The organism is Pseudarthrobacter sp. alpha12b, from assembly GCF_054130495.1.
In genome coordinates this window covers 559,574-574,973 of the sequence record NZ_CP196746.1, presented here as the reverse complement: position 1 = coordinate 574,973, position 15,400 = coordinate 559,574, and the positions used below count along the sequence as shown (strand labels likewise).

14 protein-coding genes are annotated in these 15,400 nt (G+C 66.6%); 4 read left to right on the top strand and 10 right to left on the bottom strand.

Features of this window, described 5'->3' with window-relative positions; translation table 11 throughout:
* Window position 1 precedes the first annotated feature (1 nt).
* The 3 genes from moaC to ACTAQI_RS02530 are packed head-to-tail and all read right to left on the bottom strand — an operon-like array spanning window position 2 to window position 3,295.
* Window positions 2-493 carry a cyclic pyranopterin monophosphate synthase MoaC gene (moaC, locus tag ACTAQI_RS02540; RefSeq protein ID WP_457949342.1) on the bottom strand — a complete coding sequence of 164 codons (492 nt, stop codon included), beginning with the start codon at window positions 491-493 and terminating at the stop codon, window positions 2-4.
* Window positions 481-1,731, bottom strand: coding sequence for a molybdopterin molybdotransferase MoeA (locus ACTAQI_RS02535; RefSeq protein WP_457949341.1), 1,251 nt, complete (start codon window positions 1,729-1,731; stop codon window positions 481-483). The genes moaC and ACTAQI_RS02535 overlap by 13 nt, the downstream gene beginning before the upstream one ends.
* Before the next feature lie 40 nt (window positions 1,732-1,771).
* Entirely contained in the window at window positions 1,772-3,295 is a 1,524-nt protein-coding gene (locus tag ACTAQI_RS02530; protein ID WP_457950972.1) for a molybdopterin-dependent oxidoreductase, read from the bottom strand.
* 261 nt (window positions 3,296-3,556) lie between these two features.
* On the opposite strand from ACTAQI_RS02530, the gene moaA reads away from it, so the two are divergent.
* The 3 genes from moaA (at window position 3,557) to ACTAQI_RS02515 (ending at window position 6,640) form a co-directional block, all read left to right on the top strand.
* Window positions 3,557-4,684: a GTP 3',8-cyclase MoaA gene (gene moaA, locus ACTAQI_RS02525; protein WP_457949340.1), complete on the top strand. Its 1,128-nt coding sequence runs from the start codon at window positions 3,557-3,559 to the stop codon at window positions 4,682-4,684.
* 5 nt (window positions 4,685-4,689) lie between these two features.
* Window positions 4,690-4,956 carry a MoaD/ThiS family protein gene (locus ACTAQI_RS02520; RefSeq protein ID WP_457949338.1) on the top strand — a complete coding sequence of 89 codons (267 nt, stop codon included), beginning with the start codon at window positions 4,690-4,692 and terminating at the stop codon, window positions 4,954-4,956.
* A 100-nt stretch (window positions 4,957-5,056) separates the two neighbouring features.
* Entirely contained in the window at window positions 5,057-6,640 is a 1,584-nt protein-coding gene (locus tag ACTAQI_RS02515) for a DUF222 domain-containing protein (protein ID WP_457949337.1), read from the top strand.
* An 86-nt stretch (window positions 6,641-6,726) separates the two neighbouring features.
* Here ACTAQI_RS02515 and ACTAQI_RS02510 read toward each other — a convergent pair whose 3' ends face one another.
* Window positions 6,727-7,593: a helix-turn-helix transcriptional regulator gene (locus ACTAQI_RS02510; RefSeq protein ID WP_457949336.1), complete on the bottom strand. Its 867-nt coding sequence runs from the start codon at window positions 7,591-7,593 to the stop codon at window positions 6,727-6,729.
* Between the two features lie 414 nt (window positions 7,594-8,007).
* Between ACTAQI_RS02510 and ACTAQI_RS02505 the strand changes: the two genes are divergently transcribed.
* Complete coding sequence (locus tag ACTAQI_RS02505) at window positions 8,008-8,289, top strand: hypothetical protein (protein ID WP_457949334.1); 282 nt, start codon at window positions 8,008-8,010, stop codon at window positions 8,287-8,289.
* Between the two features lie 8 nt (window positions 8,290-8,297).
* Here ACTAQI_RS02505 and ACTAQI_RS02500 read toward each other — a convergent pair whose 3' ends face one another.
* The 6 genes from ACTAQI_RS02500 to kynA all read right to left on the bottom strand — a co-directional run bounded on the left by ACTAQI_RS02500 (window position 8,298) and on the right by kynA (window position 15,399).
* A complete protein-coding gene (locus ACTAQI_RS02500; protein WP_457950971.1) occupies window positions 8,298-8,804 on the bottom strand; it encodes a DUF1579 domain-containing protein in 507 nt (168 codons plus the stop codon).
* Window positions 8,805-8,876: 72 nt separating this feature from the next.
* On the bottom strand, window positions 8,877-10,220 hold the full coding sequence (locus ACTAQI_RS02495) for a M16 family metallopeptidase (protein WP_457949333.1): 1,344 nt from the start codon (window positions 10,218-10,220) through the stop codon (window positions 8,877-8,879).
* Window positions 10,221-10,332: 112 nt separating this feature from the next.
* Window positions 10,333-12,591, bottom strand: coding sequence for a polyribonucleotide nucleotidyltransferase (locus ACTAQI_RS02490; RefSeq protein WP_457950970.1), 2,259 nt, complete (start codon window positions 12,589-12,591; stop codon window positions 10,333-10,335).
* A 242-nt stretch (window positions 12,592-12,833) separates the two neighbouring features.
* Entirely contained in the window at window positions 12,834-13,103 is a 270-nt protein-coding gene (gene rpsO / locus ACTAQI_RS02485; protein WP_285245402.1) for a 30S ribosomal protein S15, read from the bottom strand.
* 185 nt (window positions 13,104-13,288) lie between these two features.
* On the bottom strand, window positions 13,289-14,548 hold the full coding sequence (locus tag ACTAQI_RS02480) for a kynureninase (protein WP_457949331.1): 1,260 nt from the start codon (window positions 14,546-14,548) through the stop codon (window positions 13,289-13,291).
* A complete protein-coding gene (gene kynA, locus ACTAQI_RS02475; RefSeq protein WP_457950969.1) occupies window positions 14,545-15,399 on the bottom strand; it encodes a tryptophan 2,3-dioxygenase in 855 nt (284 codons plus the stop codon). Before kynA ends, ACTAQI_RS02480 begins: the two co-directional genes overlap by 4 nt.
* Between the last annotated feature and the right edge of the window lies 1 nt (window position 15,400).

The following is a 15,400-nucleotide window of genomic DNA, read 5'->3' as shown; positions in this document are numbered from 1 at the left end:
GTCACAGGGCCCAGTCTCCGCTCTTGCCGCCGGTCTTGGCCAGCACTTTGATGTCCGTCAGGACGGCATGCTTGTCCACGGCCTTGATCATGTCGTAGACGCTGAGGGCTGCCACGGACGCGGCGGTCAGGGCCTCCATTTCCACGCCGGTGACGCCCCGGGTCTTGACGGTGGAGCTGATGGTGACGGCGTCCGCGCCGAGGTCAAAATCGACCGTGACTTTGGAAAGCGGCAGCGGATGGCAGAGCGGAATCAGGTCCGGGGTCTTCTTGGCGGCCATGATGCCGGCCACGCGTGCCACGGCCACGGCGTCTCCCTTGGGGAGCCCGCCGGCGCCCAGGAGCTGCATCACCTCTGGAGTGGTCCGGACCGTGGCGGTGGCCGTGGCCTCACGGGTTGTCTCTGCCTTGGCGGAAACATCCACCATCTGGGCGCTGCCGTCCTGGCGCAGGTGCGTCAATGCGGGGGTTTGTTCTGCGTTCACAGCATCCATACTTCCACCTCATCACCGGCGGCGAGCTCCGTGACGCCGGCAGGGACATGAACCAGGACGTTGGACCCCGCGAGGGCGTGCATCAGGTGCGATCCCTCGCCGCCCTCCAGCTGTACGGTCCCGTCCGGCTGCAGGCTTCCACGCCGGACCTGGTGCTTCTGCCCGGGTGAAGTGAGCGGCTGGCCCAGGCGGGCGCGCAGCGGCAGCCTGGGTGCCGGCGCCCCCAACGAGGCGGACAGGGCGGGACGGAGGAACATCTCGAAGGACACCAGGCAGCTGACCGGATTGCCCGGAAACCCAAGGAAGGGGACGCCGTCGAACGTTCCGATTCCCTGGGGGCCACCTGGCTGCATGGCCACGTGGAGGAACTCGACGGGCTGGTCCGCCATCGCCTGGCGCACCACCTCGTAGGCGCCCTTGCTGACCCCGCCCGTGGTCACGATCAGGTCGGCGCGTTGGCTCCCGGTGCGCAGCAGCGTCAGCAGCTCCGCGGGATTGTCGGTGGAAATGCCAATGCGCCGGACGGTCAGTCCTGCCTGCTGCATGGCCGCTTCCAGGAGGGTTCCGTTGGAGTCGTAGATCTTGCCCTCCGGCAGTGGCCGGCCCGGTTCGACGACTTCATCTCCGGTGGTGACCAGCAGGACGGTGACGGTCCTGTAGACCTCCACGTCCGGCATTCCGAGCGCCGCGAGCAGCCCCAGTTGGGCGGGACCGAGGAAAGTGCCGGCCGCGAGGGCCCGCTCCCCCGCCGCGATGTCGCTCCCGGCGGCGCGCACATACGTTCCCGGGGCGGTGGCAGGCAGCGTCACAAGGGCGCCAGCTCCTTCCGTGAGGAAGTGGTCAGGCATCGCCTTTTCGATAGGTACGACGGCGTCAGCCCCCGCCGGGATCATGGCACCGGTCATGATGGGCGCGGCTGTTCCGGGCTGCAGCGGTTGCGGGCTTGCCCCGGCGGGAACGGGGGGCATGATGCGCAGGTCGGTGCCCTCGTCGGGGATGTCCGCGGAACGGACGGCATAGCCGTCCATCTGGGAATTCGCGAAGGGGGGAAGGCTGAGCGGTGCCAGGAATCCGTGCGCCAGGCCTCGGCCCAGCGCCAGGCCGAGCGGCAGGATCTCTGTGCGGTCCGCTGCACTGAACTGCTGGAGGAGGTCCGCGACGGCGGCGGCATGCTCGGCGACGGACCGCGCACCTTGTGCCGGGTGCCGGTCGTGGCCGTGCAGGGTGTGGCTGGTCATGGGTACGCCTTCGATCGTGGCCGCCGGGTGGTCTGGGCCGTCAGGATTTTACGTCCACTCTAACGGTGTGGAATCCGGTGGCTCCGTCGGGTGCCGGCGGCCGTGCGGTTTCGTCCTGGGGCGTACCCTTCAGGTCGGTGGCGCGGACCTGCACCTCATACTGCCCGGGGGTGAGGTCAACGGCCAGCTTCCACTGGTACCAGGTGTCCAGCGAGATGCCGGGGGCCAGCTCGGCTTCCCGCCACGGCCCCCGGTTGATCCGCAGTTCCACTTTCCGGACGCCGGTGTGCTGGGCCCAGGCGACTCCGGCGAAAACAACCGTTCCCGCATTGACCGGGCGGCCGCTGCGGGGCACGTCGATGCGGGACGACGTCTTGATGGGCCCGCGCTCGGACCACCCCCGCGGGGTCCAGTACCCGGCGTCATCAGCAAACCTGGTGACTTTGAGTTCCGTGACCCACTTGGTGGCCGATACGTAGCCGTAAAGGCCCGGGACCACCAGGCGCACCGGGAAGCCGTGCTCGAGCGGCAGCGGTTCTCCGTTCATGCCCACGGCAAGCAGGGCATCCCGGTTGTCGGTGAGGACCTCCAGTGGCGTTCCGGCGGTCCAGCCGTCGGTGCTTCGGGAAAGGACCATGTCCGCCCCCGGCTGGGGACCGGCCATGGCCAGAAGTTCGCGGACCGGCCAGCCCAGCCAGCGGGCGTTGCCGATCAGGTCGCCGCCAACGTCGTTGGAGACGCACGCGATGGTGACGTGGCGTTCGGCCAGGGGCTTGGCGAGCAGCTCGGCGTAGGAGAGCTGGACTTCCCGGGCCACCATTCCGGTGACCTTGAGGACCCAGGTGTCCGGGTTGACCGCGGGGACGGACAGGGCGGTGTCGATCCGGTAGAAGTCCGGGTTCGGGGTGACCAGCGGCGGCATGTCAGCCACGCCGGACTCTGCAGCGGCCGGAATGGCTGGTGCCGGTGACGCCGGCGCGGGAAGGGCAATGCGGGCCCTGGCTTCGCTGACCGCCATGGTGGCCCCGCGCCAGATTCCCGCCAGTACTCCCCCCACTGCGGAAGCCGCTGCGGTGATGCCGAGGAACTGGAGAAAGCTGCGGCGGGGTTGGCCGTTCGTGGGGTCGGGCGTGGTTCCGCCAGCCGCAGCAGGCCGGCTGGCGGTTGGGTGGACGGGCACGAGCGCGTCCCACGCGTGCAGCCTTGGCACCAGGACGCGCAACAGTACGACGGCGGCCCCCGCGGCCAGAAGCGGCGGGATGAGGGACATGGTGGTCACCTGGGAACGCGTCAGGACCGCTGCCACTCCGGCCAGCCCAAAGACACCCATCACGGCAGCACCAGTGAACCGCCGACGATACTCCAGGACCCCGGCAAGCGCGGCCAGGGCGGCGATGACCAGCGCCATTCCCACCAGGAGCGCCGCCTTGTCTGCCGTGCCGAAGACGGAGATGGCCCAGTCCTTGACGCCGGGCGGGACGGCGTCAATGACGGCCCCGCCAACGGCCGTCAAGGGTGAAAGAGATGGGCTGATAACCCCGGCGGCCAACTCCCCCACCGCCACACCGGCGCCTGCCGCGGCTATCCCGGCAGCCGCAGCCCAACCGCCCCTGGCGCGTTGGACTGCCTGCAGCGGGACGGGACTCTCCTTGCGCTCCCCAAGGCCGGCGCCGTCGTCGTACGCCGCGTGCCGGTGCTGGGAACTCTTCACATCTTCCAGCATAGGTTTGCCAAGGGTCGCCGGCGGCGGTGCGTCCATATGTCTTGTCCGCCTGACTCTGGTCACAGGTGTGATGCCCGGCTCAACGTGGCGTAGCCTGAGTTCATGAGTGTCCAGCTAGGCATGCCGCAGCCGCGGGAGGAAGCAGCGTCGGCGCTGCCCGGCGTTCCCGCGCGCCGCCCGGCCGATGCCCCGGCCGGGCTGGTGGATCGGTATGGCCGCCGCGCCACGGACATGAGGCTGTCCCTGACGGACAAATGCAACCTCCGCTGCACTTACTGCATGCCGGCAGAGGGCTTGGAATGGCTGGCCAAGCAGGCAGTGATGTCCGCCGCGGAAATCGTGCGGATTGTCAAGGTTGGCGTGGAACAGCTGGGGGTCCGCGAACTCCGGCTGACGGGCGGCGAGCCGCTTGTCAGGCACGATCTCGTGGAGATCATCGCGGCCCTGCGCGCCAACCACCCGGACCTCCCGATCTCCATGACTACCAACGGCGTGGGCCTGGCGAAGAAGGCACCGGCGCTCAAGGATGCGGGGCTGACCCGCATCAACGTCTCGCTGGATTCCCTGCATGAGGAAACGTTCACCAAGCTCACCCGCCGCCCGTTCCTGAACCAGGTCCTGGCCGGCGTGGACGCCGCCTGGGCCGCGGGCCTGGGCCCGGTCAAACTGAACGCCGTCCTCATGCGTGGCATCAACGACGCCGAATCGCCGCAGCTGCTCGACTGGGCGTTGGGGCGCGGCTACGAACTGCGTTTCATCGAACAGATGCCGTTGGACGCCGATCACGGCTGGACCCGCCGCAACATGATCACCGCCGCCGAGATCCGCGGACTGCTGTCCCGCGACTTTGTCCTCACCCCCGATCCCCGGGCACGTGACGGCGCCCCCGCCGAGCGGTTTGAAGTACGACGACGGGTGGCAGGTTCTGCGGATTCGTCCGGTCCGCTGCTGGGAACCGTGGGAATTATCGCTTCCGTCACCGAGCCGTTTTGCTCTGACTGCCGACGCACCAGGATCACTGCCGAGGGCAAAATCATGAGCTGTCTGTTCTCACGCGAGGAGTTCGACCTGCTGGGTCTGCTGCGCGCTGGCGCCGACGACCGGGAACTGGCGCAGCGGTGGCAGGACGCCATGTGGATCAAACCGAAAGCCCACGGCATGGACCACGTGGGGCTGGACGCTCCGGACTTCGTCCAGCCGGACCGCAGCATGAGCGCCATCGGGGGCTGAGACAGATGCTTGTACGCTATTTTGCTGCCGCACGCGCTGCCGCAGGCTTCGAGGAAGAAAAGTTCGAACTTCCGGATGGTGCTACCGTCGCGGACCTGCTGGAAGCGGTGCTCGCCGTGGAGCGTGCCGAACCCCCTGCCGGGACGCCGCCGCTTCCGCGCATCCTTTCCCGCAGCAGCTTCCTGCTCAATGAGGTGGCCGTGCGGAACCACTCGACCGTTCTTGGTCCGGACGACGTGGTGGATGTGCTGCCTCCGTTCGCGGGCGGATAGACATCCGGGTTGTAGCCGGAACGGCTCGTTGAGCCTGCCGCGGCCTTCTGGATTGCCTGGGGCGGCTTCGAATGTCAGTGCCTCGATGGATGATGTTCGTATGAGAACCAGCATCGGTGGCGGGGTGGTTTTGGAGGGTGTTCACTCCTCTGTTGCTGCCCTCGATGTGCTGGACCGTGAGGATGGTCTCCTGGCTGCCGGGGCGGGTATTGGTGCTGACGTGGACGTTTTGCAGCGGCGGTATGAACTCCGGCTGGAACGGCTGGAGGTGGTGAAGCGGCTGGAGGCGCAGCTCGCTGCGGTGAAAGCCCGGGACGCGGCGGAGTGTGTTGGGTTCCAGCACTCGATGCTCGCCCCGGACGCGCCGGTGCACGAACGCACGTATGCGGAGATGTCAGCAGTGGAGGAGATCGCCGGGGTCCTGACCATCAGCTCCGGCGCTGCCGGGGCGTTCGTGGAACAGTCCCGGCGGGTGTGTTCCCTCCCGCAGGTCCTTGAGGCTTTGGCCGCCGGGGCCCTGTCCTGGCAGCACGCGAGGATTGTTGCCGACGAAACCGAGGGCCTCACCCCGGACGGTGCCGCCGCCCTGGTGGCACACTTCTTCGACCCCGATGCCCCCATCCCCGCCCGCGGCGCCGCCCCCGGCGAACTGGTCCCATCCCGGTTCCGGGCCAAGGTCCGGGGCTGGCGGGAACGCCGCCACCCGGAATCGATCGAGAAGCGACACGCCAAAGGGGTTTCGGACCGGCGGATGGAATACACCCCGGACCGCGACGGGATGGCCTGGCTCTCCCTCTACCTCCCCGGCGACACAGCGTGCGCCATTTGGAACCGCACCACCGCCACCGCCCGCGGGTTGCAGGGACCCGACGAGCACCGCACCCTCACCCAACTCCGCTCCGACATCGCAGCATCACTACTCCTCGGCGCCAGCAACACCACCGACGCAACCCAGGCCAACGGAAGCACCGGTGAGATCGGGAAAGTCCCCACCCCACGGGCCGACGTGCTGGTCTTGGTCCCGGTGTGCGCCCTGCTCGGCATCACCGACGAACCCGCAGAACTGGATGGCCACGGCCCCATCCCGGCATCCATTGCACGCCAACTCGTCGCGGACGGCGCGGAATCGTTCTACCGGGTCCTGGTCGACCCCCGCGACGGTGCCCCGCTGGAGATCGGCCGCACCCGCTACCGGCTCCCCGAAACAATCAAACAATGGATCCGCATGCGCGACGGCAGATGCACCTTCCCCGGCTGCAGCAACCGCACCCCCGACAACGAAACCGACCACCTCACCGCCTGGGAACACGGCGGAACCACCGGCACCAGCAACCTGGCACAACTCTGCCCAAAACACCACCGGCTCAAACACGCCCGGCCCTGGATCCCCGACCCCGCCACCCAAAACGGACCACCCGGGTGGACCTCACCCACCGGACGCCACTACAAACCCGAACACCACGACCCCGAACCAACCCACTGGCCACCCGCCATCCAGGAGTTACTAACCGAGATGCCGGATTGGCCGGATATACCGGCAGTGCCATGTGAAGAGCCGCCCGGCGACCGCTTCCTTGACCCGGATGAACTGTCGCCGGCGGATCCGATATGGGACGACTTCTACGCCACGCCATTCCGCCTGCCGCCGGATCCACTAGACAAATGGCAGTTGCTGCTGTCGTGATAGTCCTGCCGCCCCTTGTGCCGCCAACGCTGGTGGTCCGCCGTCCATGGTGATAAGGAAAAAACCGTGGTTCCAGGCAGCCATTGTTACCCCCGTGAGCCGGTTCCAAGCGCCATGGCCATCAATGCCGGGCGGCTGTGGACTCCGCAGCTCAGGAAAATCTGCTTGAACTGGTCCTGGACGGTGTATGGGGTCACTCCCTGCGCCTCCGCCATAGTTCCTGTGTCCGCACCGGCGGCAACCAACCACAACAGCTCCCTCTGCCGGGGCGTAAGGCCGAATGCACGGGCAAAGACTTCCACCCGGTCGGAAGGCATACAGCCCTGAATGGTCACGGCCAGCGGCGGTGCGGACCGTTCTGCGGCCGGGGCAATCCGGTTGGCTCGCAGCAGGGCCCATCTGCCAGAACCAATATGCACCCTGCTCTCCGCGTCATGGTCGTCCACTCCGGCCTCCCTCGCGAGCAACTGCGCGGCAACGTTCAGCACCTCGGCCGGGACTTGGTGATGCGGGCTGGGGCCGGGCTGCAACAGATGGAGCCAGTCGTTGACCGATTCAGTCCGGCCAACAACCGCGAGGTCTTCGCTTAAAGTCAGGACAGCCTGCTCGGGTAATTCCTGCCGCCCAACATCCGGCCGGGCAGCCAGATCCGGCCCACTGATGGCGTCCGGTGCTGTTCCTGCATTGAATTGCCTGGCCATGGAACGCCGCAGTCCTGGCGTCAGTTCCGCTGCCAGCTCAGCAAGGTAAGTGGTTTCTTGTTCGGTGAAGTGGCCCGCCTCTCCCGTCCGCCAGAGATCAAGCCATGCCCAGCACCCGTGCTTGTCGGCGAAGACGACTGACAGTACGTCGCGAACGTCGTAGCGATTCAGTACTCCCGTCCACATCAGGCTGCGGGCAGGATCACCGTCGGTTGCATGCTGGAGGCTCAGTGCGGGGACTGAAGAAGACACCAACCCGGTCCAGCGCGCCGGACGGGAAAGGTACTTGAGGCGGATGAGAGCGGGCAATTCCTCCGGGCAGGGAATCCTGGCCCGAGGTGCCATGCCTACCGTTGTGCGAGGGTCGCAAAGAGGCCAAACGAATGCATCGAAGGGGATTATCGTGCCCATTTCTGCGAGCACGGTTTTTCGGAGAGCTTGGTGGTCCAGGACGGATCCAGCAAGAACCCGGATGTGTTCAAGGCTTCGGGCCAGCGTCCACGCCCTCGTCATTCCCCCAGTATGCGTTAGTCCTTCCCACTGTGTTGTCGGACCGTGCCACCCAGAATTCTGGGATACCCGATGGATGCGGGCGGGTCTACCTTGGGCAGTGTTATCCAGTCGTCGGTATCCAAGTGGTCTGGATGAGGAAAAGGAGACTTTCCGATGTACACCCTGCAGATCGAACACACCATCACGGACTTCCCAACCTGGAAGACCGCTTTTGACCGCGACCCGGTGAACAGAGCGGCTGCCGGCGTACTCTCCCACCGCATAGGCCAACCAGTCGGGGACCCGCACTACATCGTGGTGGAGCTCGACTTTGCAGACTTGAGCCAGGCGGAGCGCTTGCTCTCGAACCTGCAGGAGCATGTGTGGCGTTCACCTGCCAACGCCCCTGCCCTCGCCGGTGCGCCCAGGACCCGCATCATCGAGGCCGCGGCCTGACCCTGCGCTCAGTCGCGGTGGAAGACCGAGCGCATGAACGGCCTGTAGGCCGAAGCTTTGCCGTTGGTGCCGGCGTCAAGGCTGTCGCCGCCGTCGTCCTTGCCGATTGCCCGTAACTCGGTGACGTGCGTCAGGACGCCGTCCTCCACCCAAATGGAATGCTGTGTCGAGCCGGCGGCACTGTGGCGCTCGACGCGGAGGATGCCGTTGCGCCAGGTGCAGCGGGCGGCGGTACCGGGCGGCACGCCGGCGCTGTCGACGTAGTACCACAGCACATCGTTGTGGACCGGATCGACCGTGAAGATGCCGTGGCCCTCGAAATGGCCGCCATCCGGTTCAAGGTGACGATAGCTCTGGACCACGCGGAGGCCTCCGGCAACCCGGCTGTAGGACACCTGGGCGTCCACCGTGCGCGCCGGGCCCCAGGGACCGGACGCTATCTGGGTGCGGCCCCGCCAGAGACCCAACAAGCCTGTCAACGCAGGATGCCCGCGCTCCAATGCCGGCCCGTCCATCGCCACGCTACCCCCTGCCGAAGATCACCCCCATACTCAGGATGGACCGCGCAGGGCAACCGCGCCAGCTTCCTACAGCCCGAAGGTTTCCGTCTCGTCGAACGGGCCCACCACGGTGACGGTCCGCGGCGCGGCAGCGAGTTCGGCGGCCAGCTCCTGGACCTGCTCGGTGGTGACGGCTTTAATCAGCCGCAGGGTCTCGTCGATGTCCTGGTATTCGCCGGAGACCAGTTCGGCCCTGCCGAGCCGGGACATCCGGGAGCCCGTGTCCTCCAGGGCCAGGACAATTCCGCCGCCAAGCTGTCCCACGGCTTTGCGGAGTTCATCCTCGGAGATTCCGTGTTCGGCGAGCTTGTCCAGCTCGATCGCCAGCAGGTCCAGCACCTGCCGGACCTTCGACGGCGTGCAGCCCGCATACATCCCGAAGTAGCCGGCGTCGGCGTAGGACGACGCAAAGGAGTAGGTGGAGTACACCAGGCCGCGCTTCTCGCGGACTTCCTGGAACAGCCTGGAAGACATGCCGCCGCCCAGCACCGCGTTCAGGACGCTCATGACGTAGCGGCGTTCGTCGGTGGCCACGATCGTGGGGCATCCCATGATGATGTTCGCCTGCTCCACCGCGCGCTTGACCACGTGCAGTCCTGCTGTCCCGGTGATCATGGCACGCTCGGTGGAACGGCGCTGCACCGGCGCCGCGTCCGGCATCAGGGACCACCCCGCGGTCTCGAGGGCATCCACCACGAGTCCGCAGACGACGTCGTGATCCAGCCCGCCCGCGGCGGTGATGACCAGTTCCTCCGGCTTGTAGAACCTGCGGTAGTGCTCCCATACGGAGTCCCGGGCGACGGCCTTGATCGCGGCGGGGGTCCCCCCGATGGGGCGGCCAAGCGGGTGGCTGCCGAGGACGGCGGCGACAAAGTGCTCGTGCGCAACGTCGGTGGGATCATCGCTGTCCATGGCGATTTCCTCCAGGATGACGTCCCGTTCCTGCTCCATTTCTGCGGGATCCAGCACGGCGCCGGTGATCATGTCCGCAATGACGTCGATGGCCATGGGCAGGTCCGAGTCCAGGACCCTGGCAAAGTAGCAGGTGCTTTCCTTGGCGGTGGCCGCGTTCGATTCGCCGCCCACCTCATCAAAGGCGGAAGCAATTTCCAGGGCCGTGCGGCGCTTGGTGCCCTTGAACAGCAGGTGCTCCAGGAAGTGTGTGGATCCGTGCTGGCCGGGAGCTTCGTCGCGGGACCCGACGCCGACCCAGAACCCGATGGTGGCTGACCGCTGGCCCGGCATCGCTTCCGTCAGTACCCGCACTCCCCCTGGCAGCACGGAACGCCGGACCTCGGACCCGCCGTCGGAGCCGTGGACCAGAGTGTCGCCGGCGTGGTTCTGCTCAAGCGGCAGGGGTACAACAGTCATTGATGCCTTTCAGGACGGGCAGCCGGATCTGGCTGCCATCGTAACAGCGGCGGGACCGGTGGATCATCCACCGGTCCCGCCGCTTCATGCTTGTGCCGGGAAGCCCGGGCTGTTAGACGTCGGCGCCTTCAGCAGGCTCCGTGGCGTGGGCGCGCTCGGAGTCGGCCGGAGCCTCTTCCTCAGCTACCACCGGGGCGAGCGAGAGCTTTCCGCGGTCGTCGATCTTGGTGATTTCCACCTGGATCTTCTGGCCGACGGAGACCACGTCCTCCACGTTGTCCACGCGCTTGCCGTTGGCCAGCTTGCGGAGCTCGGAGATGTGCAGGAGCCCGTCCTTGCCGGGGGTCAGCGACACGAAGGCACCGAAGGTGGTGGTCTTGACGACCGTACCCAGGTATCGCTCGCCGATTTCCGGGACCTGCGGGTTGGCAATGGCGTTAATGGCGGAGCGTGCTGCGTCGGCAGACGGACCGTTGGTGGCGCCAATGTAGACGGTGCCGTCGTCCTCGATGGAGATGTCGGCGCCGGTGTCCTCCTGGATCTGGTTGATCATCTTGCCCTTGGGGCCAATGACCTCGCCGATCTTGTCCACGGGGATCTTGACGGCGATGACGCGCGGAGCGAACTCGGAGAGCTCGTCCGGGGTGTCGATCGCGGAGTTCAGGACGTCCAGGATGTGCAGGCGGGCTTCGCGGGCCTGCTTGAGGGCCGCTGCCAGCACGGAGGCCGGGATGCCGTCGAGCTTAGTGTCCAGCTGGATGGCCGTGACGAACTCGGAGGTGCCGGCGACCTTGAAGTCCATGTCACCGAAGGCATCTTCGGCGCCGAGGATATCGGTCAGGGCGGCGTAGCGGGTCTGACCGTCCACCTGGTCGGAGACCAGGCCCATGGCGATGCCGGCGACGGCGGCCTTCAGCGGCACACCGGCGTTCAGCAGCGACAGGGTGGAGGCGCAGACGGAACCCATCGACGTCGAACCGTTGGAGCTGAGAGCCTCAGACACCTGGCGGATGGCGTAGGGGAATTCCTCGCGGGACGGCAGCACGGGCACGATGGCGCGTTCTGCCAGGGCACCGTGGCCGATTTCGCGGCGCTTCGGCGAACCGACGCGGCCGGTCTCACCGGTGGAGTACGGCGGGAAGTTGTAGTTGTGCATGTAGCGCTTGCGCGTCACCGGCGACAGCGAGTCGATCTGCTGTTCCATCTTGAGCATGTTCAGCGTGGTGACACCCATGATCTGGGTCTCGCCGCGTTCGAAGATGGCCGAACCGTGGACGCGGGGCAGGACCTCGACCTCGGCGGTGAGCTGGCGGATGTCCGTCAGGCCACGGCCGTCGATGCGGACCTGGTCCTTGAGGATGCGCTGGCGCACGACCTGCTTGGTGACGGAGCGGAAGGCTGCGGAGAGTTCCTTCTCGCGGCCTTCGAACTGGCCGGCCAGGGAGGAGACAACCTCATCCTTGAGCGCGTCGGAGGCGGTGTCGCGTTCCTGCTTGTCGGCGATCTGGAAGACCGCGGCCAGCTTCTCGGCGCCGGCGGCTTCCACCGCGGCGTAGACGTCGTCCTGGTAGTCCAGGAAGACCGGGAACTCGACGGTCGGCTTGGCGGCGCGGGCCGCCAGGTCGGACTGGGCGTCGCAGAGTGCCTTGATGAACGGCTTGGCGGCCTCGAGGCCCTCGGCCACGACCTCTTCGGTCGGGGCGGTGGCGCCCTGTTCCTTGATCAGGTTCCAGGAGTTGTCCGTGGCTTCGGCCTCAACCATCATTATGGCGACGTCGTCACCGGCAACGCGGCCGGCAACCACCATGTTGAACACGGAGTTTTCCAGCTGCGAGTGCTTGGGGAAGGCAACCCACTGCGATCCGTTTTCGTCTGCCACCAGGGCGACGCGGACGCCGCCGATGGGGCCGGAGAACGGGAGGCCGGACAGCTGGGTGGACATCGAGGAAGCGTTGATGGCCACCACGTCGTACAGTTCGTCCGGGTTGATGGCCAGGACGGTCACCACGATCTGGACCTCGTTGCGCAGGCCCTTGATGAAGGCGGGGCGCAGCGGGCGGTCCATCAGGCGGCAGGCCAGGATGGCTTCGGTGGACGGACGGCCTTCGCGGCGGAAGAACGAGCCCGGGATGCGGCCGGCAGCGTACATGCGCTCTTCGACGTCGACCGTCAGCGGGAAGAAGTCGAAGCCTTCACGCGGGTGCTTGCCCGCGGTGGTGGCGGACAGCAGCGCGGTGTCATCGTCGATGTACACCATGGCTGCGCCGGCTGCCTGCTTGGCGAGGCGGCCGGTTTCGAAGCGGATTACGCGCTTGCCGAAACGGCCATTGTCAATGACTGCTTCCGAGAACTGGATTTCGGGACCCTCCAAGAGAGTCACCTCCGTTTCTGTTTGACGGAAGTCCAGCCGCATCAACCCGGCCAGCATCTGTCTACTGGCCCTGCACCCGGTCATCGATCGAGACCCACGGGCCGCCGGCTTCAGTCAACGAAGCCGTTCCCGGGGATCACTACCGAGGACCGCGAATGCGTGATGCGGTTGATCCTCCTGTTTAGTTTTTCATTTGAAGAAGGCGGCCCGTTCCATGTGGATTGGGCCGCCCCAAAGCCAGACTAGCGGCGCAGGCCGAGGCGCTCGATGAGCGAACGGTAGCGGGCGATGTCAGTCTTCTTGAGGTAGCCAAGCATGCGCTTGCGGCGACCAACCATGCCCAGCAGACCGCGCTGGGTGTGGTAGTCGTGCTTGTGCTCCTTCATGTGCTCAGTCAGATCCTTGATCCGCTGGGTCAGGACAGCAACCTGGACCTCGGGTGAACCGGTGTCGCCTTCGGCGGTTGCGTATTCCTTGATGATGGACTGCTTTACAGCGGCGTCAAGTGCCACAATAACTCCTTGGGATGTGCCGTGAGGGCCCAGGTCAGTAACTCACCGCCGGGTCTGCCGCGTACGTCCCGATCCGGAAAACCGGGGCAGGCCGCAAACAACAGGAGCCAGCCGCCACGGACTGCAGCCGGATCCATCGTCCAGTTTACCGGCCCCGGCCTAACGTTGTCGAAACAGTGCTGCGGTCAGCCCCGCAGCCGGTCCCTGATGGCCGCCATGCCCTGGAGTACTTCGTCGAAGCTGGTACTCAGCGGGGACAGCCCAACCCGGATGCCGTGCGGCGCCCGGAAGTCGGGGATGACGTCCCCGTCCCAGAGTGCCTCGACCGCGGCCTTGGTGAAGTCCGGGTGGTCAACCGTGATGTGGCCACCCCGCTCCCCCGGATCCCGCGGCGATGCCAGCTGCGCGCCCAGCGGTGCAAGCCAGGCATCGAAGACCTCCACGGCGAAGGAGGTCAGCGCCACGGATTTCTCCCGGATGGCCGCCATGGACCCCTCCTCGATGAGGTCCAGGGTCCCCTGCATGGCGAGCATCCCGAAGATGGCGGGTGTGCCGCTGAGGAAGCCGCGGATGCCGGAGGCCGGCTCGTAGCCTGCGGCCATCTCGAAGGCGTCCTTTCGCCCCATCCAACCCCAGATCGGCTGGTTCAGCGAGGGCAGGTGCCGGGCATTGATGTAGGCGAACGCCGGGGATCCGGGCCCCCCGTTGAGGTACTTGTAGGTGCAGCCGGCAGCAAAGTCCACGTCCGCGCCATCCAGGCCGATCTCCACCGACCCCGCCGAATGGCAAAGATCCCACACCACCAGGGCGCCGGCGTCGTGCACTGCCGCGGTGATGCCCGGCAGGTCCGCAAGGTGGCCCGAGCGGTAGGCAATCTGGCTGAGAAGGACGACGGCGGTGCGCGGCCCGGTGGCCTGGCGCACCTGCTCAAGGGTCACCCCGGCCGCGGGGTCCGGTTCGATCCAGCGGAGGGTCAGGCCTTCCTCGAGGGCGATGCCCTCCACCAGGTAGCGGTCGGTGGGAAAGTTTTCGGTGTCCAGCACCAGTTCGTTGCGGTCCGGGTCCTGCACCGCCGCAAGGGCTGCCCGGATCAGCTTGTAAAGCACCACGGTGGTGGAGTCGGCAATGATGGTTTGCCCCGGTGCCGCCCCCAGGACAGCGCGGCCCAGCTGGTCCCCGATGGCCTGCGGCATGTTCAGCCACCGTTCGTCCCAGCCGCGGATCAGGCGGCCGCCCCACTCGTCCCGGATGAAGGCGGCCACGTCGTCGGCGGTCCGCTTCAGGGGCCGGCCCAGGGAGTTCCCGTCCAGGTAGGACAGGGGTGTGTCCGTCCCAATGAAGTGGTCCCGGTAGCGTGCCAAGGCGTCCCGGCGGTCCAGCTCCCCGGCCCGGCGGCGGAGTTCTTCGGCGGTCACCTCAGTGGGGTTTTCCTGGTGGATGCTCATTGTCCGATCTCCGTCCTGACGGCGAATAGTTCCGGGAAGAATGTCAGTTCCAGGGCCTTCTGCAGGAAGGTCACCCCGCTGGACCCCCCGGTGCCGGTCTTCATGCCGATGGTCCGCTGGACGGTGCGCAGGTGCCTGAAACGCCAGAGCTGGAAGTTGTCCTCCAGGTCCACCAGTTCCTCGCATGCCTCGTACGCCGCCCAGTTGTCCGCCGCGTTTTCATAGATGTGTTTGAACAGCGGGACCAGTTCCGGGGTGAACTCGTGCGCCCGGGTCACGTCCCGGTCCAGGACCGCGCGGGGCACATCGAAACCCTGCCGGGAGAGGTAGGCCAGGAATTCGTCGTAGATGCTGGGGGCTGCGAGGAGCTCCTCCAGCATGGCGTAGGCCTCCGGGTCCGATTCGAAGACCGGCAGCACCTTACGGTTTTTGTTTCCCAGGACGAACTCCACGGCCCGGTACTGGGCGGACTGGAAACCGGATGAGTTGCCCAGGAAGCCGCGGAACTGCGAGTACTCGGTGGGTGTCAGGGTGGCCAGGACAGACCACTGCTCGGTGAGGGTCTTCTGGATGTGCTTGACCCGGGCGATGCCCTTGAGCGCCGAGCCGAGGTCGTCCTCGCGGAGCCAGGCGGCCGCGCTGCGCAGTTCATGCAGGACCAGTTTCAGCCACAGCTCCGTGGTCTGGTGCTGGATGATGAACAGCAGCTCATCGTGGTGTTCGGGCTGGCTGACCGGCTGCTGCGCGCTGAGCAGGGTGGGAAGCTGCAGGTAGGAGGCGTAGCTCATCCGTGAACTGAAGTCGCGGACAATCCCCTTATCCAGCTTGCGGGTGTTCTTCTCGACGGACACG